Source organism: Streptomyces sp. NPDC050485, from assembly GCF_044458185.1.
GTDB lineage: Bacteria > Actinomycetota > Actinomycetes > Streptomycetales > Streptomycetaceae > Streptomyces.
Genome location: NZ_JBITHR010000011.1, coordinates 13,272 through 38,103, shown reverse-complemented (window position 1 = coordinate 38,103; position 24,832 = coordinate 13,272). Strand labels below are relative to the sequence as shown.

General features: G+C 71.1%; 26 protein-coding genes and 1 pseudogene. 15 read left to right on the top strand and 12 right to left on the bottom strand.

Going from position 1 to position 24,832, the window contains the following annotated elements; translation table 11 throughout:
- Window positions 1–16: 16 nt before the first annotated feature.
- The 3 genes from ACIBK6_RS22530 to ACIBK6_RS22520 all read right to left on the bottom strand — a co-directional run bounded on the left by ACIBK6_RS22530 (window position 17) and on the right by ACIBK6_RS22520 (window position 2,934).
- Entirely contained in the window at window positions 17–859 is an 843-nt protein-coding gene (locus tag ACIBK6_RS22530; RefSeq protein ID WP_399053087.1) for an SMP-30/gluconolactonase/LRE family protein, read from the bottom strand.
- Window positions 856–1,626 carry an IclR family transcriptional regulator gene (locus ACIBK6_RS22525; protein ID WP_399053086.1) on the bottom strand — a complete coding sequence of 257 codons (771 nt, stop codon included), beginning with the start codon at window positions 1,624–1,626 and terminating at the stop codon, window positions 856–858. The genes ACIBK6_RS22530 and ACIBK6_RS22525 overlap by 4 nt, the downstream gene beginning before the upstream one ends.
- 93 nt (window positions 1,627–1,719) lie before the next feature.
- Entirely contained in the window at window positions 1,720–2,934 is a 1,215-nt protein-coding gene (locus ACIBK6_RS22520) for a cytochrome P450 (protein WP_399053085.1), read from the bottom strand.
- A gap of 218 nt (window positions 2,935–3,152) precedes the next feature.
- On the opposite strand from ACIBK6_RS22520, the gene ACIBK6_RS22515 reads away from it, so the two are divergent.
- From ACIBK6_RS22515 to ACIBK6_RS22505, 3 genes are all read left to right on the top strand, one after another.
- On the top strand, window positions 3,153–3,755 hold the full coding sequence (locus ACIBK6_RS22515; RefSeq protein ID WP_399053084.1) for a hypothetical protein: 603 nt from the start codon (window positions 3,153–3,155) through the stop codon (window positions 3,753–3,755).
- Entirely contained in the window at window positions 3,742–4,530 is a 789-nt protein-coding gene (locus tag ACIBK6_RS22510; protein ID WP_399053083.1) for a class F sortase, read from the top strand. The genes ACIBK6_RS22515 and ACIBK6_RS22510 overlap by 14 nt, the downstream gene beginning before the upstream one ends.
- A gap of 147 nt (window positions 4,531–4,677) precedes the next feature.
- Window positions 4,678–5,580 carry a carbohydrate-binding protein gene (locus ACIBK6_RS22505; protein WP_399053082.1) on the top strand — a complete coding sequence of 301 codons (903 nt, stop codon included), beginning with the start codon at window positions 4,678–4,680 and terminating at the stop codon, window positions 5,578–5,580.
- Between the two features lie 28 nt (window positions 5,581–5,608).
- Here ACIBK6_RS22505 and ACIBK6_RS22500 read toward each other — a convergent pair whose 3' ends face one another.
- Entirely contained in the window at window positions 5,609–6,643 is a 1,035-nt protein-coding gene (locus ACIBK6_RS22500) for a sphingomyelin phosphodiesterase (RefSeq protein ID WP_399053081.1), read from the bottom strand.
- A 191-nt stretch (window positions 6,644–6,834) separates the two neighbouring features.
- On the opposite strand from ACIBK6_RS22500, the gene ACIBK6_RS22495 reads away from it, so the two are divergent.
- Both ACIBK6_RS22495 and ACIBK6_RS22490 read left to right on the top strand, forming a co-directional pair.
- A complete protein-coding gene (locus ACIBK6_RS22495; protein WP_399053080.1) occupies window positions 6,835–7,917 on the top strand; it encodes a dihydrodipicolinate reductase in 1,083 nt (360 codons plus the stop codon).
- The gene (locus tag ACIBK6_RS22490) at window positions 7,914–8,393 is read left to right on the top strand and encodes a carboxymuconolactone decarboxylase family protein (protein WP_399053079.1); all 480 of its coding nucleotides are present in this window, start codon (window positions 7,914–7,916) and stop codon (window positions 8,391–8,393) included. Before ACIBK6_RS22495 ends, ACIBK6_RS22490 begins: the two co-directional genes overlap by 4 nt.
- A gap of 43 nt (window positions 8,394–8,436) precedes the next feature.
- Here ACIBK6_RS22490 and ACIBK6_RS22485 read toward each other — a convergent pair whose 3' ends face one another.
- The 3 genes from ACIBK6_RS22485 to ACIBK6_RS22475 all read right to left on the bottom strand — a co-directional run bounded on the left by ACIBK6_RS22485 (window position 8,437) and on the right by ACIBK6_RS22475 (window position 12,426).
- Window positions 8,437–10,086 (bottom strand): GMC oxidoreductase, encoded by a 1,650-nt coding sequence (locus tag ACIBK6_RS22485; RefSeq protein WP_399053078.1) that lies wholly within the window; start codon window positions 10,084–10,086, stop codon window positions 8,437–8,439.
- A 72-nt stretch (window positions 10,087–10,158) separates the two neighbouring features.
- On the bottom strand, window positions 10,159–11,250 hold the full coding sequence (locus tag ACIBK6_RS22480) for a hypothetical protein (RefSeq protein ID WP_399053077.1): 1,092 nt from the start codon (window positions 11,248–11,250) through the stop codon (window positions 10,159–10,161).
- Window positions 11,251–11,361: 111 nt separating this feature from the next.
- Window positions 11,362–12,426, bottom strand: a complete 1,065-nt coding sequence (locus tag ACIBK6_RS22475) for an NAD(P)/FAD-dependent oxidoreductase (RefSeq protein ID WP_399053076.1) — start codon at window positions 12,424–12,426, stop codon at window positions 11,362–11,364.
- A gap of 81 nt (window positions 12,427–12,507) precedes the next feature.
- On the opposite strand from ACIBK6_RS22475, the gene ACIBK6_RS22470 reads away from it, so the two are divergent.
- Window positions 12,508–13,101, top strand: a complete 594-nt coding sequence (locus tag ACIBK6_RS22470; RefSeq protein ID WP_399053075.1) for a helix-turn-helix domain-containing protein — start codon at window positions 12,508–12,510, stop codon at window positions 13,099–13,101.
- Between the two features lie 12 nt (window positions 13,102–13,113).
- Here ACIBK6_RS22470 and ACIBK6_RS22465 read toward each other — a convergent pair whose 3' ends face one another.
- Window positions 13,114–13,890 (bottom strand): LysR family substrate-binding domain-containing protein, encoded by a 777-nt coding sequence (locus ACIBK6_RS22465; RefSeq protein ID WP_399053074.1) that lies wholly within the window; start codon window positions 13,888–13,890, stop codon window positions 13,114–13,116.
- Window positions 13,891–13,948: 58 nt separating this feature from the next.
- Here ACIBK6_RS22465 and ACIBK6_RS22460 point away from each other — a divergent pair, with 58 nt between their 5' ends.
- Window positions 13,949–14,365, top strand: coding sequence for a DUF5997 family protein (locus tag ACIBK6_RS22460; protein WP_399053073.1), 417 nt, complete (start codon window positions 13,949–13,951; stop codon window positions 14,363–14,365).
- An 81-nt stretch (window positions 14,366–14,446) separates the two neighbouring features.
- Here the strand turns inward: ACIBK6_RS22460 and ACIBK6_RS22455 are convergent, their stop codons facing one another.
- A complete protein-coding gene (locus ACIBK6_RS22455; protein ID WP_399053072.1) occupies window positions 14,447–15,394 on the bottom strand; it encodes a hypothetical protein in 948 nt (315 codons plus the stop codon).
- The gene (locus ACIBK6_RS22450; protein WP_399053071.1) at window positions 15,391–17,568 is read right to left on the bottom strand and encodes a hypothetical protein; all 2,178 of its coding nucleotides are present in this window, start codon (window positions 17,566–17,568) and stop codon (window positions 15,391–15,393) included. The genes ACIBK6_RS22455 and ACIBK6_RS22450 overlap by 4 nt, the downstream gene beginning before the upstream one ends.
- Before the next feature lie 152 nt (window positions 17,569–17,720).
- On the opposite strand from ACIBK6_RS22450, the gene ACIBK6_RS22445 reads away from it, so the two are divergent.
- The 5 genes and pseudogenes from ACIBK6_RS22445 (at window position 17,721) to ACIBK6_RS22425 (ending at window position 21,358) form a co-directional block, all read left to right on the top strand.
- Complete coding sequence (locus ACIBK6_RS22445; RefSeq protein ID WP_399053070.1) at window positions 17,721–18,233, top strand: hypothetical protein; 513 nt, start codon at window positions 17,721–17,723, stop codon at window positions 18,231–18,233.
- A gap of 69 nt (window positions 18,234–18,302) precedes the next feature.
- Window positions 18,303–18,824 carry a hypothetical protein gene (locus ACIBK6_RS22440; protein WP_399053069.1) on the top strand — a complete coding sequence of 174 codons (522 nt, stop codon included), beginning with the start codon at window positions 18,303–18,305 and terminating at the stop codon, window positions 18,822–18,824.
- 18 nt (window positions 18,825–18,842) lie between these two features.
- Complete coding sequence (locus ACIBK6_RS22435) at window positions 18,843–19,292, top strand: MarR family winged helix-turn-helix transcriptional regulator (RefSeq protein ID WP_399053068.1); 450 nt, start codon at window positions 18,843–18,845, stop codon at window positions 19,290–19,292.
- Window positions 19,196–20,695: pseudogene (locus ACIBK6_RS22430) on the top strand (MFS transporter); the annotation flags it as partial. The gene ACIBK6_RS22435 and the pseudogene ACIBK6_RS22430, both read left to right, overlap by 97 nt.
- 75 nt (window positions 20,696–20,770) lie before the next feature.
- Window positions 20,771–21,358: a hydrolase gene (locus ACIBK6_RS22425; RefSeq protein WP_399053282.1), complete on the top strand. Its 588-nt coding sequence runs from the start codon at window positions 20,771–20,773 to the stop codon at window positions 21,356–21,358.
- Window positions 21,359–21,362: 4 nt separating this feature from the next.
- Here ACIBK6_RS22425 and ACIBK6_RS22420 read toward each other — a convergent pair whose 3' ends face one another.
- Window positions 21,363–21,863 carry a flavin reductase family protein gene (locus ACIBK6_RS22420; protein ID WP_399053281.1) on the bottom strand — a complete coding sequence of 167 codons (501 nt, stop codon included), beginning with the start codon at window positions 21,861–21,863 and terminating at the stop codon, window positions 21,363–21,365.
- A 254-nt stretch (window positions 21,864–22,117) separates the two neighbouring features.
- Here ACIBK6_RS22420 and ACIBK6_RS22415 point away from each other — a divergent pair, with 254 nt between their 5' ends.
- The 3 genes from ACIBK6_RS22415 (at window position 22,118) to ACIBK6_RS22405 (ending at window position 24,248) form a co-directional block, all read left to right on the top strand.
- Window positions 22,118–22,717 carry a dihydrofolate reductase family protein gene (locus ACIBK6_RS22415; protein ID WP_399053067.1) on the top strand — a complete coding sequence of 200 codons (600 nt, stop codon included), beginning with the start codon at window positions 22,118–22,120 and terminating at the stop codon, window positions 22,715–22,717.
- A gap of 158 nt (window positions 22,718–22,875) precedes the next feature.
- Window positions 22,876–23,403 carry an STAS domain-containing protein gene (locus tag ACIBK6_RS22410; protein ID WP_399053280.1) on the top strand — a complete coding sequence of 176 codons (528 nt, stop codon included), beginning with the start codon at window positions 22,876–22,878 and terminating at the stop codon, window positions 23,401–23,403.
- A 386-nt stretch (window positions 23,404–23,789) separates the two neighbouring features.
- The gene (locus ACIBK6_RS22405) at window positions 23,790–24,248 is read left to right on the top strand and encodes an STAS domain-containing protein (RefSeq protein ID WP_399053066.1); all 459 of its coding nucleotides are present in this window, start codon (window positions 23,790–23,792) and stop codon (window positions 24,246–24,248) included.
- A 134-nt stretch (window positions 24,249–24,382) separates the two neighbouring features.
- Here the strand turns inward: ACIBK6_RS22405 and ACIBK6_RS22400 are convergent, their stop codons facing one another.
- On the bottom strand, window positions 24,383–24,790 hold the full coding sequence (locus tag ACIBK6_RS22400) for a hypothetical protein (protein WP_399053065.1): 408 nt from the start codon (window positions 24,788–24,790) through the stop codon (window positions 24,383–24,385).
- Window positions 24,791–24,832 lie beyond the last annotated feature (42 nt).

Genomic DNA, 24,832 nt, shown 5'->3' with positions numbered 1-24,832 from the left:
GGGATTTGACGAGCTGTCAGCCAGCGAAGGAATAACCGGGCAGCCCGCGCCCCGCCCCCGGGAGCACGAGCACGGAACCGGCGAGCGGGTGCGGGGCGGCCTGGCCCGCGCGGGCGGTGGTGATGTACAGGTCGGTGAGGTCCGGGCCGCCGAAGGCGCAGGCGGTGGGGCGGCGCACGGGGAGCTCGACGGTCAGGTCGAGGCTGCCGTCCGCCGCGTACCGCCGGACCGCGCTCCCGTCCCACAGCGCCACCCAGACGCCGCCCTCCACATCCACGGCGAGCCCGTCGGGATACCCGCCGCTCGCCTCGATGGACACGAACGGCCTTCGGTCGTGGGCCAGTTGGCCGTCGAAGTCGAAGACGTCGATGCGCCGGGTCGGGGTGTCGATGTAGTACATGAGCCGCCCGTCCGGGCTCCAGCCGATGCCGTTGCTGACGGTCGCGTCGCCGAGCACCTCGGTCGCCGTGCCGTCCGGCGCGATCCGGGCAAGGGAGCCGCCGCCCGGCGCCTCGTCGTACCGCATGGTCCCGGCCCACAGCGCCCCGTCGGGGGCGACGGCCGCGTCATTGGCGCGCCGTCCGGCCACGGGGGCGCGCACCAGCCAGCGGAATCCGTCGCCGGGGCCGTACAGTCCGATGCCGTCCCGGAGGCTGACGACCAGGCCTCCGCCGGCCCGCGGCTTCGCCGCGCCGACGTGCTGCTCGGTGGCCATGACGCTACGGCGGCCACTGCCCGGCGCATAGGTGTGGATCCGGGAGGAGAGGATGTCGACCCAGATCAGCCGCCCGGTCGCGGGGTCCCAGGTGGGCCCTTCGCCGAGCTCGGCCCACTCCCGTACGGCGAGCTCGTACCTCATCGCGCTCCCCGGTGGCCGAGCCGGACCGAGAGATCGCCCGCGCCTTTCTCGGCGAGTCCGGCCAGTTCCGCCTCGCGCTCCTCGCTCCACCTGATCATCGGTACGGAGACGGAGAGCGCGGCTACGACCCGGCCCGCGCCGTCCCTGACCGGCGCGGCCACGCAGCTCACGTCCGGGTTGGACTCCTGGTGCTCGACGGCGACACCGCGGGCGCGGATCTCCACGAGGGCGGCGCGCAGGGCGTCGGGGTCGGTGATGCTGGCGGGGGTCATGGCGATGAGTTCGCGCCCGGCGAGACGGGCGTCGAGCTCGGCCTCGGGCAGCGCGGCGAGCAGCATCTTGCCGACGGAGGTGCAGTGCGCGGGCAGCCGACGGCCCGCGGCGGAGACCATGCGGACGGCATGGGTGGAGTCGACCTTCGCGATGTAGATGACGTCGGCGTCCTCCAGGATCGCGACGTGGACGGTCTCGTCGCAGGTCTCGGCGACCTCGCGGGCCACCTGTTGCCCCTCGGCCGCGAGATCGAGCTGCTCGGCGTACCGGCTGCCGAGCTGGTAGGTCCGTACGCCGAGCCGGTAGCGGCCGGGCTGCTCGGGCACCGGCGCCAGATACGAGCGGGCGGCCAGGGTGGTGAGTAGTTCGTGGACGGTGGTGCGGGGAAGCTGGAGGCGGCGCGTGACATCGGGCGCGGAGAGGCTGCCCTCGCTCTCCAGGAAGAGTTCGAGGACGTCCATCGCCCTGGCCACCGCGGGAACCAGTCGGCCCATGCTCGGCCACCCACCCTCTTTGTTCGAAACTCCGGTCATCGACCGGGATGACGAACACAGGCTAACCACAGGGGTGTTCACCGGGCAATGGCCCTACGAGACCAACCGGACGGGCAGCCGCTTGAGGGCGTGCGAGCGGAACGAGGTACGCCATGCGAGCTGATCGGCGGGGCAGTCGAGGCTCAGGCCGGGGAAGCGGTGCACCAGCGTGCCGAGCGCGGTCTGGAGCTGCATGCGGGCGAGTGCGGCGCCGAGGCAGTAGTGCATGCCCTGTCCGAGTGCGAGGTGTGCGGTGTCCGCGCGGTGGATGTCGAACCGGTCGGGGTCTTCGTAGCGTGCCGGATCGCGGTGGGCGGCGGCGAGGCACAGCAGGACGGTGTCGCCGACCGGGATGGTGACGCCGCCGATGTCGACCGGCTCGGTGGGGAAGCGGCGGATCGCCGTCTGGTTGGGGTTGATGTACCGCAGGAGCTCCTCGACGGCCTGCGGCAGCAGGTCCGGGTCGGCGCGCAGCGCGGCGAGTTGCCCGGGGTGGTTCAGCAGGACGAGCAGCCCGGCGCTGATGACGTGCTGGGTGTTCTCGCTGCCCGCCATGAGGGTGAGGAAGGCGAGGGAGACGAGTTCGTCCTCGCTGAGCCGGTCGCCCTCGTCGCGCGCGGCGATCAGTTCGGAGAGCAGGTCGTCGCCGGGCAGGGCCCTGCGGGCGGCCACGAGGTCGAGCAGAAAGCGGTGGATGTACTGGATCGCCTCGACCAGCTCCCCCGAACTCCCGGGATCCAGCATGGTGTTGACCCGGTCCGAAAAGGCCTGTCGGTCCGGTTCGGGCACGGCGAGGAGATCGCCGATGAGCGTAAGCGGCAGCGGGTTGGCGAACGCCGCGACCACATCGGCCGAGCCGTCCGCCGCGAGCCGCTCGGCGAACCGGTCCGCGAGCCGCCCGGCGGCGCTCTCGATCCGCTGCCGCATTCCGTCCACGTAGCGGGGTGTGAAGGCCTTGGAGACGAGCCGACGCAGCCGCAGATGGTCGTCGGGGTCGATGTTCAGGAGGTTGGCGTCCAGCGCGGGCGGCAGCGAGAACCCCTTGTAGCCGTTGCCCGCGTACGCCTTGTTGACCGAGAGCCGGGGGTCGGTGAGCCCCGCGCGGACGTACGCCTCACCCAGGACCAGCCACACCGGCGACCCGTCGGGCAGCCGTATGTGATGGACGGACCCTTCCTTGCGCAGCCGCTCGTACGTCGCGTACGGATCGGCGAAGTGGTCGCGGTCGAACGGCTGCGGGAGGCTCTGGTCCGAGGAGGGCTGGTTCACACGGGTCCTTGGGCTGGTTCGAGCGGGCGGGTCGAACGCCCACGATACGTTCAGCCGCCGAATCGCCCGAGCCCTCCGCACCCGGCCGCGCGTTGGGTCGGACGGGTGACATTCGGCGGGTGTCGCGGCGGGGCGCCGTCGCGGCGCGGCGCGGGTGTGAAAAGAGAGTCAGGCAACGACCGATTTGTATGACCATCATTCGAATCAGAGGAATGCGTATGCCTGCCTCAGCACGTCCCACCCGCGCACGTACGCGTGCCACCGCCGTAGCGACGCTCACCGTCGCGGCAACCGCCCTCACCGGCGCCCCGGCCGCCTTCGCCGTCCCCGGCGACAACGGCGACATCAAGATTCACGCGGCGGGGACACCGTTCACCGACCTGCGCGACGATGGGAGGGTCTGCAGCTTCTACCTCGACGCCTTCAACTTCGACGTCGCCCAGGGCATCACCTGGACGATCAACACCCAGCCCGCCAGAGCGGGCGGCGCCACCCTGGCCGGCGCCATCACGCTCACGACCGGCATCGGGCACACCCTGCCGCTGACGCTGCCCAACGGGCAGTACAGGCTCGCTTGGGACATCACCGGCACCAACGGTGCGGGCAAGGAGAAGGTCTTCCAGGTCGACTGCCCGGTGACCCCCGGCAGCGGCGGCGAGCCGCACCGCCACCCGCACGGCGGGGTGCCGGCGGGCGGCGGCGGTCTCGCCGAGACACCGGGCATCCCGCAGGCCGGCGCCGTGGCGGGCGTCGGACTGGTCTCGGTCGCCGGGGTGATGTACATCCGCCGACTCCGCCGCCGCCCCGATGGCGCAGCGTAGACGCGCCCCCATCGCCAGGCACCGGACGCGCGCCTACCGCCTGACAAGGACGGCGGCGCTGTCCCTGTCCCTGGTGGTGGGCGGCGTCTGGTGGGCCCAGGACGACGAGCCCGCCCCAGCGGCCGCCGTCGGCGCCGAGCCCCGCTTCGCCGAGGCGGCTTCCGCGCCGTTCGGCGACAGCCGGGGCCCGGCGTCCCCACGCCCGGCGTCCCCACGGCCGGCGGCCCCGCACCCGGCGGCCTCGCGCACCCCGGCGCCCCATCCGCTGCCGCCGTCCCCCGCGGTCTCGCTCGCGGTGCCGCACCTCGGCATCGCGGCGCCGGTCCTCGCCCTCAGGCTCGACGCCCAGCAGCACCTGACCACCCCGCCCGTGGACAATCCCAAGGTGGTGGGCTGGTACCAAGGCGGGACCTCCCCCGGCGAGTTGGGCACAGCCGTCGCCGTCGGACACCGCGACACCCGCACCGGGCCCGCCGTCTTCGCCGGTCTCGCACAACTGCGCCCCGGCCGGCTGGTCGAGGCGCGCCGCGCCGACGGCCAGGTCGCGGTGTACACCGTGGACATCGTCAGGACGTACGCGAAGGCCCGCTTCCCCGACCAGGAGGTGTACGGTCCCACCGGCCGCCCGGAGCTCCGGCTGATCACCTGCGGCGGCAAGTTCAGCCCGAAGACCGGCTACGAGAGCAACGTCGTCGTCTTCGCCCACCTCAGCCAGGTCCGCCCCGCACCGCACCAGCAACTCGCGGCCGGAAAGCGCCCCTTGGGGAAGCAGTGACACCGCGCGGTTGTTGACACACCCGTCAATGACATGGACATTACTAGTCGCTCATCCGGTTCCCCAGCGCCCCACCCACGCACGGGGAGCCGTGCTCCACCCCCCCACCCTCGTCACATCCATGACGCACGGTCCTGGAGGAGCCAGATGAAGAGACGCAGAACCGCCCTGGCCGCAGCCCTGTTCACCGCCGCCGCGGTGCTCGGCGCGATGCAGAGCGCCGAGCCCGCCGCCGCCCGCCCCACCGTGACACCCTCCCCCGACGCTCCGCATCGCGGCACGGTCGCCGCGGCGCGCACCCCGGACCGGAACCCGGCAAGGGAGCGCGCCGTACGGGCCCTGAAGGAGGGCCGTGCCACCAAATTCCGTACGGCCGCCGCCGATCCCACGCACAACTGGTGGGGAGTCTTCCCCCAGCCGGGCACCCACGACGGCATCACGGCCACCCACACCGTGGACCCCGGCTACCGGGTGAGCCAGGCCGACAACTTCACCTACGCGCCCACCACCAAGGCGCAGAACTCCTGCATGGAGGTGGTCACCGCCTACTGGAACAGCGGCAACGAGCTATGGGCCTGGGACTGGTGCGGGGCCGGCGGACCGGCCAAGACAGTCCCCATCGACGCGGACTTCAAGGCGAAGTACACCCAGCCCTCGGGCTCGGGCCTCGCCTACAGCGTCCAGTTGGTCCGCGACGCCGCGTCCGGCAACCAGTGGTCGTCCTATCTCTACAACTACCGTTCCGCGCAATGGGAGTTACTCTACCGCCAGTCCGGGCAGGACCAGAGCGGGCTCGACCACGGCTGGGACATGTTCGAGATCTACGCCAGTGTCAACCCCTCCACCGGGGTGGGCTACTACTGCACCGACGCCCGGAACACCGTCTTCGACAGCAGCGCCATAAAGCTGCGCAGCCAGGGCGCCTGGAAGCCCGCGAGCCCGGCCGACTCACCGTGGACCGAGCAGAATCCCTCGGGCCAGGACTTCCTGTGTCCGCAGCTGCGCTTCATCCAGGCGGGCGCCGACGACCACTGGACGGTACGCCAGTAGTCGCCGACCCTCCCCTACGCGCCCGGGGTCAGCCGAGCTGGAAGGTCGCCTCGACCGGGTAGTGGTCGCTGGGCGAGCGGGTGTCGAGCTGCCCCGGCGCCCAGCCGGCCTGCGGGTCGAAGTCGGCCGTGACGTCCGGCAGGGCCGACGGGACGGGCCGCCCGGGGGCGTTGAGGTAGCCGAGGTAGTCCAGGTTGTCGCGGTAGTCCTTGGGGAAGGTCTCGACGTCGGCCATGTACTGGCACCAGGCCGACACCGAGCAGTCCATGGTGGTCGGCGCGGACCCGGCCGCCGGGGTGCCGAGTGAACCGCCCACGGCCGACTGGGAGTTGACGAAGTCGCCGCGCGACTGGCCGTGCGTGTACTCGACGTTGAGGTCACCCCCGATCAGCACCGGTGCCGAGGCACCCACGACGCCGTTCACCCAGTCGCGTATCTCACCGAGCTGACCCAAGCGTGTCTTCTGGGTGGTGTCGGTGGAGGTGTTGGACTGGTCGGCCTGGAGATGGGTGCCGACCACCCACGTCTTGGTGCCGTTCTTGTCGATCTGGGCGAGCGCCGCGCCCTTGTTGGCGTTGTAGTCCCAGGTGCCGGAGGTGGAGTTGCTGTAGACGTGGGCGTACTGGGCGGTGATCGGGTACTTGGACAGGATCATCGTCCCGCCGTTGATCACGAACCACGAGCTGGAGCAGTTGCCGCTCACGCCGTTCCAGCCGCCGCCCGAACACGTCTGGCCCACCACCGGGGTGCGGTACGGGTAGAGGTCGGCCAGCTTGGCCGAGATGTCGTCGGTGGACGTGTGGTTGAACAGCTCGTCCAGGATCACGACGTCCGCGCTGTGCTGCCGGATGATCGACTCGATGACCGGGGTGCGCTGGGCCGCCTTCTCCTTCTGCGTCGAGTCGACGATCGCCGTGCCCAGGTCGACGTTCCATGCGAAGACCGAGAGCGTGGGGGCGCCGGCCGCCGCGTCGGCGGCCGGCGCGAACAGGACAGCACTCCCGGCCAGGGTGGCCGCTGCGGTGAGGGCGGTGAAGGCGGAAGCGGTTTTGGGCGCGCGCATGGGAGGACTCCTGATGGTCGCTCAGCGGTGGGGGAACGGCGGAACTGTAGCTACTGGCGAGTACATCCGGAAGAACTGCGGCTGATCTGTCCATGGCGTCCAGATGTCCCGGCGATCATCGAGGCATCCCGCCGCACATTTTTCCGGGCACGGCTCTAGGAACCTCTGGGCCCGCTCGCTACCCTCCGCGCATGATTTCCACGGTTGTCTGGGGTACCGGCAATGTCGGCCGTGCGGCGATACGCGCCGTCGAGGCCCATCCGGCGCTGGAACTCGCGGCCGTGCTCGTCCGCAATCCGGCGAAGGTCGGCCGCGACGCCGGTGAACTCGCCGGTCTGGAGCATGAGTTGGGGATCGTCGCGACCGACGACGCCACGTCCGTGCTGGCCGCCGGACCCCGGGCCGTGGTGTACGCGGCGTCCGGTGACATCCGGCCCGACGAGGCGCTCGCCGATGTCACCCGGGCGGTCCGGACCGGCGCCGTGGTCGTCACCCCGGCGCTGTATCCGCTGTACGACCGGCTCGGCGCCCCGCCGGAATTCCGGGATCCGGTCCTCGCCGCGGTCGCCGGGGGCGGCGGGTCCCTGTTCGTCTCCGGCGTCGACCCGGGCTGGGGCAACGACGTACTGCCGCTGCTGATCAGCGGGCTCGGCACGACGGTGGACGCGATCCGCTGCCAGGAGATCTTCGACTACTCCACGTACGAACAGGAGGAGTCCGTCCGGTACCTGGTCGGCATGGGTCAGCCGATGGAGTACGCGCCCTTGATGCTCGCACCGTCCGTGCCGACCATGGTGTGGGGCGGGCAGCTCCGGCTGATGGCGCGGGCGCTGGGCGTCGAGCTCGACGACATCCGCGAAACCATGGACCGGCGCGCACTCGACACCACGGTGAGCACCCGGACGATGGGCACCTTCGACGCCGGCACGCAGGGCGCGGTGCGGTTCGAGGTCCAGGGCATCGTGGCGGGCGAACCGCGCCTCGTCATCGAGCACGTCACCCGCATCCACCCGTCCTGCGCCCCCGACTGGCCGGTGCCGCCCGACGGCGGTGCCGGGGCCCACCGGGTGGTCATCGAGGGCCGCCCGCGCATCGAGGTCACGGTCGAGGCGACCGACGAGGGCGAGAACCGGTCGGCGGGCGGCAACGCCACCGCCGTCGGCCGCCTGGTGAACGCGATCGACTGGCTGGCGGCCGCGGATCCCGGACTCTACGACGCGCTCGACGTCCCGCTGCGCCCGGCAGTCGGCAGACTCGGAAGGAAGCAGTCATGAGGATCGACATCCCCGAGGGCCAGGAGCCGATCGGGTACGTGTGGGGCGACATGGTTCCCGGCATCGGCATGGCCGCCGCGAACTTCTCCCTGTCGGTGTACGCCCATACCACCCTGGGGCTGCGGGAGTTCGAGGCGGCGCGGCTGCGGATCGCGCAGATCAACGGGTGCCTGTTCTGCCTGGACTGGCGGACCGACCGGGACGGCGAGAAGGTCGAGGAGTCCTTCGCCGACGCGGTCAGCGAGTGGCGCACCACCGATGCCTTCGACGACCGGACCCGGCTGGCCGCCGAGTACGCCGAGCGGTACGCGCTCGACCACCACGGCCTGGACGAGGAGTTCTGGGCCCGGATGACCGCGCACTACAGCCAGGTGGAGATCGTGGAGCTGAGCATGAGCATCGGCTCCTGGCTGGCGTTCGGCCGGCTCAACCACGTGCTCGGCCTCGACGCCGTGTGCGTGCTGCCCACGCAGTGAGCAGGGCCGCCCGGCGATTCGGGCGGCCCCTTGTGCTGTGCCGTCACCGGAGATCGGTGGCGACGATCTTCTCGATGTTCCGTTCGGCGAGCGCCGTGATGGTGACGAACGGATTGACGCTGGTGTTGCCGGGGATGAGCGAGCCGTCGATGACGTACAGGCCCGGATAGCCGTACAGCCGCCCGTAGTTGTCGGTTGCCCTGTTCAGGACCGCGCCGCCCAGCGGGTGGTAGGTGAGCGTGTCGTTCCAGATCTTGTAGACGCCGAAGAGATCGGTTCGGTAGATCGTCCCCTCGGTCGCGTTGATCTTGTCGAAGATCGTCTTGGCCATGCCGATGGACGCCTGCTTCCAGGCGGTCTGCCAGTCCAGGTCGACCTGCCCGGTCGCGGGGTTCCAGGAGAACGTGCCGCGGTTGGGGTTCTTGGTGATCGAGAGGTAGAACGAGGCGTACGTCTCGATGCCGGTGGGGAGCGGTGCGACTTCGGCGAACGCGCCGCCGGTCGTCCAGTTGTCGATGCCGCCGCAGGGGATGGCCGCCTGGACCGCGCCGGTCGGGTCCCACAGGTAGTTGGCGCGGCCGCACATGACGTTGCCGTTGTCGCCCCAGGTCCGGCCGACCTCGCCGTTGAGGTCGGGCAGTGCGCCGGTGGCCCTCAGCTTGACGAGGAGCTTGCTGGTGCCGACGCTGCCGGCCGCGAAGAACACCTTGTCCGAGGTGACGGTCTTGGTGGCGGTGACATCGCCGTTGGTGTTGAGCTGCTCGATCACGACGGTGTAGCCGCCGCTCGACGCCGGGGCGACCGAAGTGACCCTGTGCAGCGGGGAGATGGTGACCTTTCCGGTCGCCCTCGCCTGGGCGAGGTAGGTCTTCTGCAGCGACTTCTTGCCGTAGTTGTTGCCGTACAGGATCTCGCCCGCGACGGCCGACTTGGGGACGGTGCCGGCCGCCTCCTGCTTCATGTAGTCCCAGTCGTACACGTCGGGCACGAAGACGAACGGGAAGCCCGAGCGCTGGGCCTGCTTGCGGCCGACACGGGCGAACTGGTAGCAGTCGACCGTGTCGAACCACGCCGGGTCGATGAGTCCGGACCCGAGCCCGGCGTTGGCGCGCGGGTAGTAGGTGTTGTACATCTCGTCGGGGTCGACCGACGGGAGGATGGCACCGAAGTTCTCGCGCCTGGGCGTGACCGCCATCCCGCCGTTGACCAGTGAACCGCCGCCGACGCCGCGGCCCTGGTAGACGGTGATGCCGCTGAAGTCCTCGGCGTCCAGGATCCCGGTGTAGCGGGGGATGTCCTTGTCGATCGGGATGCCGAAGAAGTTGCTCAGCGGCTGCTTGGTCTTGGTACGGAGCCAGTAGGAGCGGTAGTCCGGGGCGGTCGTGTTGCAGAAGATCTTGCCGTCGGAGCCGGGGGTGTCCCAGGCCATGCCCATCTCGACCATCTGCACGTCGACGCCCGCCTGCGCCAGCCGCAGCGCGGCGACGGAGCCGCCGTATCCGGTGCCGATCACCAGGGCCGGGACATGGGCCCCGTCGCCGATCGGAACGGCGGCGCGGGCGACGGTCCGCGCATGGGCCGCGGTGGCCTGGCCGGCGACAGCCGCAAGCCCCAAAATAGAACCAGTTCCAGCAATGAATCTTCGGCGTGAAAATCCCTGCGCATTGGAGTCATGCATGGTAGCACCACTCATGTGACATTCCTCACTCTCGATGGAGTGAGAACAGGTTCTACGGGTGTCGGCCTGATAAGTCACTAGAAACCTCTAGGTAACTTGCGGCGGCCTGCGGTCGATCGGAGTCACCGGCGTGCGGATGGCGACCGGCGTGCGCCGCGCCCCCGACCACGGAGCCGGCACGGCGTCGATGTCCCGCGCCAGACGCTGGGCGAGCGCCTCGTAGTTGACCCGCCAGCCGCGGAAGTGCGGCCACGCCTCCTCGGGACTGCGCTCCGTGGGATAGCCCTGTTCCCGCATGCGCGCCACCCCCGCCAGGAAGTCCGGGTAGCCGAGCTCCAGCGGGCCCTCCGGGTGCGGGTCGGGGTCGTAGGCAATGCCCAGCGAGTCGGCGATGTCCCGCAGGCATACGAAGCCCGCGCGCAGCGCCATCCGCACCTCGGCCTGCGGCTGCGAGGGGTTGAAGGCGAGCCGCAGCGCCGCCGCGTCCATCACCGCGAGGAGCGCGATCAGCCAATTGCGGGTCGCCTTCGGGGAGCGGAAGTGGATGAGGACGGGGTAGGTGGTGTGGCTCTCGCCCACCTCGGCGCTCCACCGCTCCCAGTTGCGGAACAGCTCGCCGACGCTGCTCACCAGCTCGACCTGCGCGTACCGGGCGAGGATCTCCGGACCCCAGGGCGGGCTGCCCGCACGGGCCTGGAGCAGGGTCACTTCCGTCTCGCGGCGCTGATAGGCGGCGTACAGGGTCGGCAGATAGCCGACCTGGAGGCCGATGACGATCGGCCCGGTGGCCGCCGCGCAGAAGTCGATCGCGTTCAGCGTCGCCCGATTGCTGGTGGCGAAGCCGAGGGTGAAGAGCGAGGAGCCGGACTCGGTCAGCGCGTCCCGCAGGCCCAGTCCGCTCACCGCCGCCTCAAGCAGCCCGTAGCCGACCATGAAGCACAGCAGCCAGCCCATCAGGGTGACCACGATGGACAGCGGCGCCACCGGAGCGAGCACCCGGTCCTTGGCCTCGGCCCCGTGCAACAGGTCGGCCACCCGCTGGAACGGCCAGCGCACCGAGCGCTGGACGACCCGGGTGAAGCTGGACCGGGTCGGCCGGGGAATCACCAGGGTGCGCAGCACCGAAGAGAAGATCCCGAGCACGAGGACGGCGCCGACGACGCCGAACACTGCTCTCACCGCGACTGTGTTCCTTTCCGGTACGACTCCGGGCCCTGCCCTCGCCCGGCCACGTGAAGGTTACGTGCCGTCAGCACCGGGCGGGACGCACCCCGCGGGCCGGGCCGCAGGTCACAGGCCGTGGCGGCGGTCGCCGAGGACCACCTCGCAGACCTCGCTCTCCAGTTGTGCGGAGAACGGCGCCCGGCGGGCGGCGACGGCCCGGCGGGTCTCCTCGGCGATGAGGTCGGCGTTGATGGCCGCCCCGGCCCGCACCCCGGCCGCGGCGGCCGCGATGACCTGATCGGTCGGGTTGGCCACGTTGCCGGCCACCCACACTCCGGGCACGGCGGTCGCGCCGCTCGCGTCGGCGGCGATGCGGCTGCCGATCACCTGCCCGGCCATCTCCAGATCGGTGGACTCCAGCCCCAACGAGGCGATCAGACCCGCTCGTACGGTCAACTGCGGCGTCACCACCAGCACTTGACAGGGAATCAGCTTCCCACTACCGAGGCGTACTCCGTGCAGGCGGCCGTCGCGCACCTCCAGCGCGGTCACTTCGCCGGCCACCACGCCGACACCCCGGGCGGCGAGCTCCTCGTACTGCTGCTCGTCGGGTTCGCCCATGGTGTGCGGGAAGAGCGTGACGTCCGTGCTCCACTGCCGCCACAGCAGGGCCTGGTGCACGGCGAGCGGTCCGGTGGCGAGGATCCCGATCGCCCGGTCGCGCACCTCCCAGCCGTGGCAGTACGGACAGTGCAGTACGTCCGTCCCCCACAGCTCCGCGAGTCCCGGGACGTCGGGGAGTTCGTCGACGATGCCCGTGGTCACCAGGAGCCGGCGCGCGCGGAGTTCGCCGCCGCCGGCCAGGGTGACGCGGAAGCCGTCGTCTTCGTGCCGCTCCGCCGCGATCGCGCTGCCGCTGATGAACTCCCCTCCGTAGCCGCGCACTTCGGCGCGGCCGTCGGCAAGGAGCTCGGCGGGCGGGGTGCCCTCGCGTCCCGGGTAGGCGTGGACGCCGTCGGCCGGGGCGTTGCGGGGCTGCCCCGCGTCGACCACCAGGACCGAGCGGCGTGCCCGCGCGAGGGTCAGTGCCCCGCCCAGTCCGGCGGCGCCACCCCCGATCACCACCGCGTCGTAGTACTGACCGCCGCCTTCGGGAGTGCTGTTCATCGAGTGTTCCGTTCGCTCGTTCATGTGCGACACCTCCAATGCCGCGATGCTGCTCCCGGCCCGCACCGTTTGACAAAGCGGCTTGCCGTTGTGGCAAATGGAGGGATGGCCCAAGACGACCTCACCGACGTACTGACCGGCGTGGGACCGCGGCTGCGGTCGCTGCGGCGAGCGCGCGGCGCCACCCTGGCCCAGGTCAGCGAGGCGACGGGGATCTCGCTGAGCACCCTGTCCCGCCTGGAGTCCGGGCAGCGCAAACCGACCCTGGAACTGCTGCTTCCGCTGGCCAGGGAGTACCGGGTGCAGCTGGACGAGCTGGTCGGGGCCCCGGCGACCGGCGACCCCCGCATCCACCCGCGGCCCTTCACCCGGCACGGCCAGACCTTCGTACCGCTGACCCGGTTCCTCGGCGGGCTGCACGCCTACAAGCAGATCGTGCCGCCCCGGGAGGCCCTCGAGGGCGTGCGGCCCGAGCTGAAGGTGCACGAGGGCTACGAGTGGCTGTACGTCCTGTCGGGGCGGCTGTGGCTGGCGCTCGGCGAGCACGACCTGATCCTCACCGCGGGCGAGGCCGCCGAGTTCGACACCCGCACCCCGCACGGCTTCGCCAACGCGGGCGACCGGCCCGCCGAGTTTCTCTCCCTGTACGGGGCACAGGGCGAGCGCATGCACGTACGGGCCCAGCCCAGCGGCGACTGACGGGCCGGCTCGCTACGGGCGGCGGCGGGGCTTGCCGTGTTTGGCGGTCTTCGGGGTGCCGGAACCGCCGCGCGGGTTCTTGCCGGTGGACTTGCCGCCGGTCGACTTGCCGGCCGCGGGCTTGCGCTGCGCGCCGCGCTTGTCGGGGCGCTTCTGCTTCGGCTGCTCCGGAGTCCGGGTACGGCCCCGGGAGCTGTTGACGGTCCGGCCGCGGACGATCCCGATGAACTCCTCCACCAGGTCGGTGGTCTCCTCCTCCGGCCACGACAGCGCGACCCGCGACTCGGGCGTGCCCGTGACGGGCCGGTAGGTGAGGTCCTTGCGGTGGTGCAGGCGGGCCAGCGACTGCGGGACGATCAGGAGTCCCACTCCCGCCGCCACCAGCTCGATGGCGTCCTCCGTCGTGGCGGGTCGCTCGATCGCGGGGAGGCCCGGCGGACGCTCCCAGTCCAGGGTGTCGTCGAGGGGATGCAGCAGGATCTCGTCGGCCAGGTCCTCGGCGGCGACCTCCTCGACCGCCGTCACGGGGTGGTCCTTCGGGACCACGACGACCGTCGTCTCGGTGTAGAGCGGGATCGCGCTGAGATCCGTACGGTCGATCGGCAGCCGCACGAACCCCGCGTCGGCGCCGCGGCTCCGCAGTACGTCGGGGGCTTCGGCGGCGGACACCGTGGTGAGGGTCAGGGGGACGTCGGGCAGCCGCTCGTTCCAGATCCGCACCCACTTGCTCGGCGTCACACCCGGAACGTAGGCGAGCCGGAACGATGGGGGTTCTTGCGAGCCTGTCACTCCGCCAGGTTACCGGTCGTGGTCGGAGGCATCGCACACGCTCGCTACTCTTGACACCATGACGTCGCACCAGACCACCCAGACGATGAAGCCCGCGACCGCGGCGAAGAAGCTGGGTGTGTACCTCGAGGCCACCCCCGCCGAGTTCCAGGAGGGTGTCGTCTCGCGCACCGAGCTGAACGCCCTGCAGGCCGACCCGCCGCAGTGGCTCCAGGAGCTGCGGCGCACCGGCCCGCACCCCCGGCCGGTGGTCGCGGCGAAGCTGGGCATCTCCATCGCCGGGCTCGCCCGCGGCGGGGTCGCCGAGGCCCTCACCACCGAGCAGATCGACGCGCTGAAGCAGGACAACCCCGAGTGGCTGCAGAAGGAGCGCGCCACCCAGGCCGAGGTCCGCAAGGAAGCGGTGCGCATCAAGGAGAAGAACAAGGAGAAGAGCGCGCAGCAGGCCGACCAGCCCCGCGCTCCCCGCTCCTGACCCCCACTAGCACTTGCAGGGGGCGTACGACACCCGTAGGGGGCGTACGAAAGGGCAGCTGACCAGCGATCGTGTCGCTGGTCAGCCACGCCGGGCGGCGGGCGCGGGACCGGTGCGGCCGATCTCCTCCAGGTTGGCGCGGTAGACCTCGGCGCCCACGCTGTCCCCGCACCGACGGCACTCGTGCAGCGCCTTCTCCGTCCATGCCCGCGCTTCGTCGCGGTCGCCCGCGTAGAAGTGGTTGAGCCCCATCAGTCCGTAGATCTTGCCGATGTGGCGTTGTGCCGCCGCGTCGCTCGGCCAGGTCGACGCCTGGGTGAGGAGTTCGCGCAGGAGGCGGTTGCTCTCCGCGAACCGTGCCCGGTCGCTGAGCTTCTGCGCGCGGGTCACGGTCTCCCGGCAGGCGCCCAGCCGTTTTCCGTCGGGTGTGCCGAGCCGCAGTTCGCGTGCCGCGAGCAGGACCTCCAGACTCACGGTCGTGTCCGCGACGCGTCGTCCTCCCGCGTGCTGTGCGAAGGCGTGCGCCTGGCGCGCGTGCGCGATGGCCGTGTCGAGGTCGTTGCGCCGGGCCGCGCAGTCGGAGAGCCTGACGTGGATGTCCGACGTCCAGCCGCTGTCCCCGGTGAACTCGTCGAGCACGTCGCGCAGCAGGGCCTCGCAGGCCTCGTGCTCCCCGTCCTCTTCCAGCAGCTGCGCCTCGTGCACCTTCTCCTGGGGGCTTCCCGGACGTTCGGCGCCCGCGAGCCGGCGCAGCGACTCGGGATGGCCGAGGGCGTCCAGTTCCTGCGCCACCCGAAGGATCATCTGCAGGTAAGGCCGCACCTGTTCCGGGCTCTGCCGGAAGGCGTCCGCCACGTTCTGCGGAGCGCGCAGCCACTCTTCCCGGCGTGCGTCAAGAACGACGGCGTACCGCTCGCACAGCGTCCGGAACCTCGTGTCGTCACCCGCCTGATGGGCGGCCTCCAGGGCGGTCAGCACCCGGGTCACATCGCCGTCCGCCGACCGCCTCCCCCAGCGCGCGGCGCTCACTCGACCGGTGCTTCCGGTTGCAGGAGGTGGCGGTAGAGGTGCATGTACAGCAGTCCGGCCGGGTGGCCGGGCACCTTCTCCCACCCCGTGAGGACGGGACAGGGCGGTTCACCGGGTGCCACGTCGCCGACGATCTGCGACACGTTCTCCGCGTAGCGGTCCAGGGACACGGTGACCGCCGGGACACGTGCCTCGCCCAGCAGTTTGCACAGCGCCTGACCCACTTCGTTCGCCACCGGACCGGACTTCCCCACGAGCACCCACACATCGGCGTCGACGCAGCGCACGCCCAGTCGGCCGTCCACACGGTGGCCCACTGGAACCGGGTCCACCGAGGTCCAGCTTCCCGAACCGACCCGCACGCGCAGAAGGTTCTCCAGTTCCTCGCACCGCCGCCGTACCCAGGAGGAGATCAGCACGGCCTCCCCCTCGCATTCCGCGACGACCGCGACATGGCAGACCGGCCGTCGGTCCGGCCGGGCCGGGAGGTGCCAGTACGACGGCGTGTCGGGTGCCCGGCCGTCGCCGTGCCCCTCCGGTGCGAAGCTCCGGAGGTCGAGGGCGCCCCACCAGTCGAGCGAGCCGATCGTCCGCGTCCGCGGTTCGCTGTCGACGGGCAGGTTCCCGGCGTAGTCCGGCGACGGTATGAGGATGTCTCCCCCGCCCATCGCGGGCAGCGGAAACACCCCGGTGACCAGGGAATGGCGGCTCCGACGGCCTGGCGGCACCGCCACGGAGAGCATGCTGTCGTAGATGTGGGGAAGGTCGGCCGGGTCGGCCATGGACAGGCCGAGCCGCCGCAGGCACGCATCGCGCGACTGGAGGCGGAACACCTCGGTGTCCAACAGCCCGCGCCAGATGACGAGTTGACGGTCGAGGACCAGGCGCTCCAGTACGTCGGCGTCGGCGACCGGGTTGCGCCGCCGCGCCGACTCGGTGGCGGGCAGCACGTCGGGGCGCCCGCTGACCGTGTTCACCAGCGCCGTGGCGGCCTCCAGGCTGCACCAGGCCCGGCCCAGATAGTCCGCCACGTCGTCCAGCACCACCAGGGTGCGCCCCGCGCACTGCAACAGGGGCAGCGTGCGCAGGGTCCGCCGGAAGCGGAGGTCCTCCTCGGGGGTGCGGGGAGCCTGCGGGACGCAGCTGTAGTCGTACCAGAGCCGGATCCTGGCCAGCAGGGGCCGTAGCCCGGGCAGTTGACCGAGCAGACCGTGCAGCCGACTCAGCCCGGCGTCGTCGCGGGCGTGCGCGGCGCCCTGGTCGATGGCGTCCGCTTCGACGCGGTCCACTTCCTGGGCCAGGGCGTCAAGTGCCGCCTGATCCAGGGCAGTTCGGAGCACCCCCACCAAGAGGGACTCCACAAGGGCCGAACCGGCCGCCCCCACCGGTGCGTTCAGGACGCGTGCCACCCTGCGGGGCGTGTGCAGTCCGCGCCGGCGGGCGACCCGTACCGCTTCGCACAGCGCGGCGAACAGATGCCAGGCGACGATGCGCGCCTGGACTCCTTCGGGATCGGGATGTGCGGTGCTCAGCCAGCGGTGCGAGACGAACACGTGGTGGTGGCCGCTGGGCACGCCAACGGCCAGCCGGGATGCCACTTCCCGCATTTCCGGGAACCGGCCGCCCTGGATGAGCTCGTCCAGGGGCAGCCAGAGCGAGTCGGCGACGTGCGGCCGGACCGAGTCGGCGGGCTGCGGGCGCAGGTCGGCCGGTTCGGCGAGCGCGTCCAGCGTCCGGCTCGGCAGCCCCAGCGGGAACCTGCCGAGGACCTCGCCGTCGTGTTCCGCCATGACGTAGAGCAGGCCCCGTTCGATGCCGTACCGGGAGCGGCCGTCGGGCGGCACGAGCCGGCGGTGCGTCAAGTAATCGTGCTGCGCTGCGAGTTCGGCCAGATCGTCCGGCGGCCGCAGCCGCTCCCGGCGCCTTTCCTGCTCGGCCAGGCCCGCGAGGGTCTCGACGGTCACGTAAGGCTGCTCTGGGCACGCGCTCTCGTACCGGAAGGCGAGGTCGTCGTAATTCTGCGAGCCGCCGCCGTGGGCGTAGCCCAGCGCCCTCGCCGGCGCCTCGCCCGCTCGCCGGACGTACAGCATCCGAGGGTGCCGCCGCAGCTTCTCCGGCGGGAGGGAAAGCAGGGCCGCGAAGTCGCCGCCGGGCGCGGCGCGTTCACCTCTCACGACGAGAGGACTTCTCATGTCGATGCAATCAACTCACCTGTTCAACAACGCTAGTTGGCGTCTGACTCAGCGTCAACAGAGCCATCGGGAGTCCGAGTTCGCAGTTGTGGAAGGCGGTGGTGGGGAGGTGGCGATTGGGGAATGATGCCGCCATGGCTGAGATCAGCGAGGTGCTCTGGAACAAGCAGGTGACCGCGTCCGACTACACCGACGCGAAGGCGACCTACCACGCGGCGGTATTCGAGCAGTACAAGCTGTGCGTGGAGATGGCCGACCGGGTCAGCGCCCGCCGCAACTTGGCCAACACCTTCTTCCTGACGCTCCACAGCGGCCTGGTCGCCTTCCTCGGCGCATGGCTGTCCCAGGAGCACCGCGGCAGGCTCTCCGTCCTGCTGCTCCTCGCGGGACTTCTGGTGTTGCTGGCGATGTGTACGGCGTGGTGGTTCACGCTGCGCTCCTACCGGCAGCTGAACGAGGGCAAGTTCAGGGTGATCGGCGCCCTGGAGGAACAGCTTCCGGCCCGCGCCTTCCGGGCCGGAGAATGGGAAGCGCTCCACCGGGGTGAGGACTGGCGCGTCTATCTGCCCCTGACCCGGGTCGAGCGGTGGGTCCCGGTGATTTTCGGCGCCACCTACGTCCTGGGATTCATCGGGCTTGCGCTGTGACGCGTTCGCCGCGGTTCCGACGCGGGTAGCGTGACGGCTGAAAACCCCGTCCGAAAAGGGAGTTGCCGCGTGCCCACGATCGCTGTCACCGGCCATATGGACCTGGCGCCGGAGGCCGCCGGGCCCGTGCGCGCCGCCCTGCATGAGCTGCTCACGGAGTTGCGCGGCGACGGACTCACGGGGCGCTCGTGCCTCGCCCGCGGCGCCGACACCTACTTCGCCCAGGAAGTCCTCGCCCTGGGCGGCCGGCTGTCCGCGATCATCCCGTCCCGCGACTACCGGGAGGCCGTGGTGCCCCCGGCGGACCTCGCACGGTTCGACGCGCTCTGCGCCGCCGCCGACGACATGGTGGTCATGCCGTTCGAGCACGCGGGGCAGCGCGCCTACGAGGCCGCCAACCACCGGCTGCTCCAGGGGGCGGACCGGCTGGTGGCCGTATGGGACGGCGGTGCGCCATCGGGGCGCGGCGGCACCGCGGACACGGTGGCCGCGGCGCGAGCGGCCGGAGTGCGGGTCGATGTGGTGTGGCCGCCCGGGGCACTCAGGGTCGGCGACCAGAATCGACAGCCTGAACTGGACAGTCTGGACTGAAGAACTTACCGTGGGGGCATGAAGGACATACCCGAAGGCATCTCCGCGTCCGCCCTGCGCGCAGCGCGGGACGTGCGCGTGGTGTTCAACCGTCTGCGCCGCCGGCTCCGGGAGGTCGCCGACACCCAGGACCTCACCCCTTCCCAGGTGTCCGCACTGACCCTGGTCGACAAGGCCGGTGCCGCGTCGGCCAGCGCCCTCGCGGCCGCGGAGGGCGTACGCCCGCAGTCGATGGCCGCCACACTCGCGGCGCTCGACCAGCAGGGACTCATCCAGCGCCGGCCCGATCCGCAGGACGGCCGCCGCCAGTTGGTCACCCTCACCGAGTCGGGCCGCGAGCGTGCCGCGGGCAACCGGCAGGCCCGGGTGGAATGGCTGACCCGGGCCCTGGAGGACCGCTGCACGGAGGAGGAGCGCGGCACCATCATCGAGGCGATGACCCTGCTGGAACGGCTCGCTCAGCCGTGACCGGGACAGCGCGCCTGTTCTCCCGGCGGGCGGGGCGGCCGCCGGACGACCGGAGCGGCTTCAACCGCCGGCTGATCACCCCGATGATCCTGGGGTCGGTCCTCAACCCGGTCAACTCCTCGATGATCGCAGTGGCGTTGGTGCCGATCGGGCAGGCCTTCGGGGCGTCCGCGGGGCAGACGGCGTGGCTGGTGTCCGCCCTGTATCTGGCCACCGCGATCGGCCAGCCGGTGATCGGGAGGCTGGTCGACAGCTACGGCCCGCGCCGCCTGTATCTGATCGGTACGGCACTGGTCGGCATCGCTGGGCTGCTCGGCAGCTTCGCGCCCACCCTGGGCGTACTGATCGCGACCCGGGTGCTCCTCGGCTTCGGGACCTCGGCCGCCTACCCGGCGTCCATGTCGCTGACCCGCGGCGAGGCCGAGCGCACCGGCGAGGCCGGCCCGGCCGGCGTCCTGACCGCGCTCGCGGTGTCCAACCAGGTCGTCGCCGTCATCGGCCCCACCCTGGGCGGTCTCCTCATCGGTCTGGGCGGCTGGCACTGGATCTTCGCCGTGAACGTCCCGCTCTCGGCCGCCTGCCTGGTCCTCGGCGCGCGCCGCCTGCCCAAGGCACCCCCCGGAAAATCGGAGCTCGGCACCCGGCCCCCCGTACGCATCGACCTGGCCGGCATGGGTCTGTTCGCGGTGACGCTCATCGCCCTGATGGTGTTCCTGATGGACCCTCAACTCAGCTCCTGGTACCTGCTGTTGCTCGCACTCGCCGCTGCGGGAGGCTTTGCCGTACGGGAGTTGCGCGCGCCGGAGCCGTTCATCGACCTGCGGGTGTTCGGCGGCAACACACCGCTGATGGCCACCTACCTGCGCCAGATGCTGAGTTATGTCACCGCGTACGCCTTCCTCTACGGCTTCACCCAATGGCTCGAACAGGGCCGCGGGCTGTCCGCGTCGGCGGCCGGTCTTGTCCAGTTACCGCTGTCGCTGAGCGCGGTCCTGATCTCCGCCGGCACCGGACGCCGCCCGCAGATCCGGGGCAAACTCCTCGTCGGCGGTATCTGCCAGTTCGCCGCCTGCGCACTCATGCTGCTGCTGGATTCCGGCAGCGCGATCTGGCTGCTCCTCGCGGTCGGCGTGGTCATGGGCGTCCCGCAGGGTCTCAACGGGCTGGCCAATCAGAGCGCGCTGTACGAGCAGGCCGATCCGGAGCGCATGGGCTCGGCCGCCGGGCTGCTGCGCACCTGCACCTACCTCGGCGCGATGATCGCCTCCTCGGCCGACGCCGCCTTCTTCACCCACGGCGCCGACACGGCGGGCCTGCACGGCCTGGCCCTGTTCATGGCGGCCGGCGCCGTCCTGCTCATCGCGGCCACCCTCCTCGACCGCTCCCTGCGCCGCACCGGCCCGCCGCCCGGCGGAACACCCGGTACGGCACACCCCCGAACCCCCCGTATCCCGCACGCACGAAAGGGCACCACCACCATGGCTCTCACCACCCTCGACCCGCACACCGCGCTCGTCGTGATCGACCTGCAGAAGGGCATCGTCGCCGCACCCACCCAGCCCCACACCGCCGCCGACGTGGTGGCCCGCACGGCCGAACTCGCCGACGCCTTCCGCTCGCACGGGCTCCCCGTCGTCCTGGTACGCGTCTCCGCCGCCCCCGACGGATCGGACGCCACCCCCGGCCGCACCGAGGCCGGCCACGGGCGCGGCGGGCAGCGGCCCGAAGGCTGGGACACCGTCGTCGACGAGCTGACCGGCCACCCCGAGGACATCACCGTCACCAAGCGCAACTGGGGCGCCTTCTACGGCACCGACCTCGACCTTCAGCTGCGACGGCGCGGCGTCAGCCAGATCGTGCTGACCGGCGTGGCCACCAGCATCGGCGTGGAATCCACCGCCCGTGCCGCGCACGAGCACGGCTACCACGTGACCCTGGCCACCGACGCCATGACCGATGTGGACCCGGAGGCCCACCGCAACAGCATCGACCGGATCTTTCCGCGCCTCGGCGAGACCGGCACCACGGCGGAGATCGGCGAACTGCTGGCGAAGACCCGCCCCTGACGCGTCAGGCGCCCGGCACGGGATGGCCGGCCTCGATGCTCCGGCCGTCGCTCAGCCGGAACGGCTCCCAGCCCGGCGACGGCGGCCGGGGATCGGCGGCTTCCAGCGGGCTGAGCAGGAACCCGACGTGGTCACCGCCCTCCGCGAGCCGTTCGACACGGCCGACGAACCAGGCCGCGGCGTCGTCCAGCACGACCGCGCCCGCCGGACCCTCGTGCCAGGCGACGCCGGCGAACTTGTCGACCTCGTCCCCCGTCCGCCCCCCGAAGTGCTCGGCCAGCGCGTACTGTTCGCGGCCCAGCAGGTGCACCGCCAAGACGTCGGCCGCACGGGCCACGCGGTACGTCCTGTTGGCCGTGGACAGCCACATCATGAACCGCACCGGCACGATCGAGCACTGCGAAGCGAAACCGACGAGACATCCGCCCCGTTCTCCGTCGGCCGTCGCCGTCACGATGTACATCGGGTAGTCGAGCCGGTCGATGAAAGATTCCATGGCGGTCACGGTGCTCACCCTTTCCCTTCATGGACCCGGCCATGCCGACGAGGGCGGCGGAGGCCGGGCCTCGCGCACGAAGGCCGTCCGGCTCAGGCCGGGCTGCGCGCCAAGTCTGATCGCGAAGTCCGGTGGACGCGATTATTTTTGGCCAGGGCGACAGTCTCCCCTGCCGTAGACCCGAAGCAGTGCCTACATCCGAAGCAGCGCCGTACATCGAGGTACGTGCCGTACACCCGAAGCGAGAAAGAGGAGCGAGACCCATGCGCATCGTGGTCAGTGAGTTCATCAGCCTGGACGGCGTAGTGCAGGCACCGGGCGGTGCCGACGAGGACACCGACGGCGGTTTCGCCCACGGCGGCTGGTCGCACCAGTTCTTCGACCCGGAGGTCGTGGGCGGCGCGTTCGCCGAGGCGACGGCCAAGGCCGAGGCGCTGCTGTTCGGCCGCCGTACGTGGCAGACGATGGCCGCGGCGTGGCCAGGCCGGGCCGGGGATCCCTTCGCCGACCAGATGAACGCGATCCCGAAGTACGTCGTGACGCAGACGCTGGGCGACGACGAGCTGACGTGGCAGAACACCACCCGCATCCCCGGCGACGACGCCGTGGCCCGCATCAGCGACCTGCGTGCGATGGAGGGCGGCAGCCTGCTGGTCATGGGCAGCCCCACGCTCGTACGCACCCTCCTGAGCGAGGGCCTGGTCGACGAGCTCCTGCTCATTCACATGCCGGTCCTCCTCGGCGGCGGCAAGTCGATCTTCCCGGCGGACGGCGGGCTGCGCACCCTCGAACTGGTCTCCACCGTCACCAGCAAGAAGACGGGCGCGCAGGTGTGCACGTACCGGCCGGCCGCGAAGGGGTAGGCCGCCGCGGGACCTGCCGCCCGTCCGCCACTCCGCGAAGCTGATCCCCGATACCCCTCACGTCACACCGGGTAGCCGACAGGCCCGAGCCAAACCGGCGCGCAAAACTGGCGAAATTACGGAGTGTCACGCACGTGAGTTTCGCTGATCGTCGGGGCATGACGACTAGCAGGGGCTTTGTGTATCGGCTTCTCTTCGCGATCCCCTTGAAGTTACGGAGAGTGAGATATCGCGTGCGGGGCGCGATATCCGGGCACCTGGCGCACAGGGAGACGGGCAGGCGCGACGTGGGCGCAGACGAACTGGCCTTCTGGCTACGGACTCGCTCCGTGGACGGCACCATCATCATCGAACTGCACGGCGAGCTGGACATGTTGGCCCATCAGGATCTCGGCCCGCGCGTCCACGCACTGACCCGGCTGGCCACCCGGGACGTCGTCGTGGATCTGCGGGCGGTGACCTTCTTGGACGCCGGCGGCATCCGGCTGCTTTTGACGGTACGTCAGGAAATGGTGCGCCGGGGAGGTGAACTGCGCCTGATACGTGGCGTTCCCCAGGTCTCGAAGGTTCTGCGGATCGTCGGCCTGGACGCAGCGTTCACCATACTCGACGACCTCCCTCCCACCCTGGCGGACGGCACAGCCGCCCAGGAGCCGCCACCCGGCACCCCGGTTCCGCTGCACTGAGGGGCGCCGGATCCGGGCATGAGACAGGCAAGCGGCGGTCCACTTCGAACCGGACGGCGAGCAAGGACCTGAGGTCTCAATTCACGTACGGCGGCAAGGAGTTGAGCATGTCCGGGCGCTCCGGCGTCCGACAACTGGCGCACCGTGCTCAACTACGGTCTGCCCGCTGCCGTGCACCTGCCGATAGCCCACGCGGTGGCCGGCCGGGCCAACCGCCTCCGAGGCGGGTTCGCCGACACGTCCGATCGCATACAGGACTGCTACCGTCGCGGCGCGGGCAGGGGCGGGACTAGGCTTGTACCTGCACAGTCACAGCCCCGGCGGCGCGAGGGATCGCTCCCAGGAGGCGCACGGTGTCCAGAGATCCCGGAACTCCACTCGACCCCATGGCCGAGTCCCGCCCGCATGTCTCGGCGCCGGGCACCCCCGTGACCGAACGAGGCTGCCACTCCCCTACCCCGCTGTCCGCCGCCGAGCGTGCCGCACTCACCGCCCCGGGCGAAGTCCGCGCGGTCGTCGTCACCGGAAGCCTGGGCCTCACCACCGTTCCCGACGTGCGCAAGCGCCTGCTGCGCGCATGCGACGGGCCCGGAATCCGCCTGCTGCTCGATCTGTCCGGCGTCACGTCCTGCGACACCCTGGGCCTCGGGCTGCTCATCGCCGCCGCACGCCGAGCCCGCTCCTTGGGCAGCGGCCTGCGCCTCGTGGCGCCGAGCCCCGCCGTGGTCGACGCCCTGGGCACCAGCGGCCTCATCCGGTTCTTCCGCATCCTGCCCGACATCGAGGCGGCGACAAGAACCCCGGCCGCCGGCACACCCGAGCCGCACTTCCCGGAAGCCGCCTAGAGCCTGTCCGGCGGATCCGGTCGCCCGCGAGACGCCTCGGCCTTTCGGCGCTGGTGAGCGGGGGCCTGGGTGCGTCCAGCCGCAAGGCGGAGGAGGCGCCGACCGCCCGAAGTAACTCGCCCCGGCCGACCGGCTCATGACCCACCGGACACCCCCTGGCGCCGATCGGTGGAGTGCTCCTTCAGGAAGGCGCCCGCGTGGGCGGCGGCCTCTTCCTTCGTGGCGTGGTGAGAGGCGTCATCGGCTTCGCCGCGTGTTCCGTCGGCGCCCTGCCCGGCCCAGCGCCAGCCGCACGACGACGGGTCCCGGGACAACTCGGCGCTACCGCCGCAGAGCTCGATGACGCCCCCCTCCCCTTGTGCGAGCGCCGTCCTGTCAAGGGCATCGGGCCACTTCTTGCGGGCGCCCTGCCGGGTGATCCCCCAAGCGCCACCCAACTGCCCGTAGCTCGCACCGTAGGAGCCGGCGGTCCTCGCCGCGATCGCCGTCAACTGCTTGACCTCCGTGTCCACCACCTTCCAGGCGGTGAGGATCGATGCCACCCGGCACGCGTCGGTCAAAGCCTCGACCGAGCGGTATCAGAG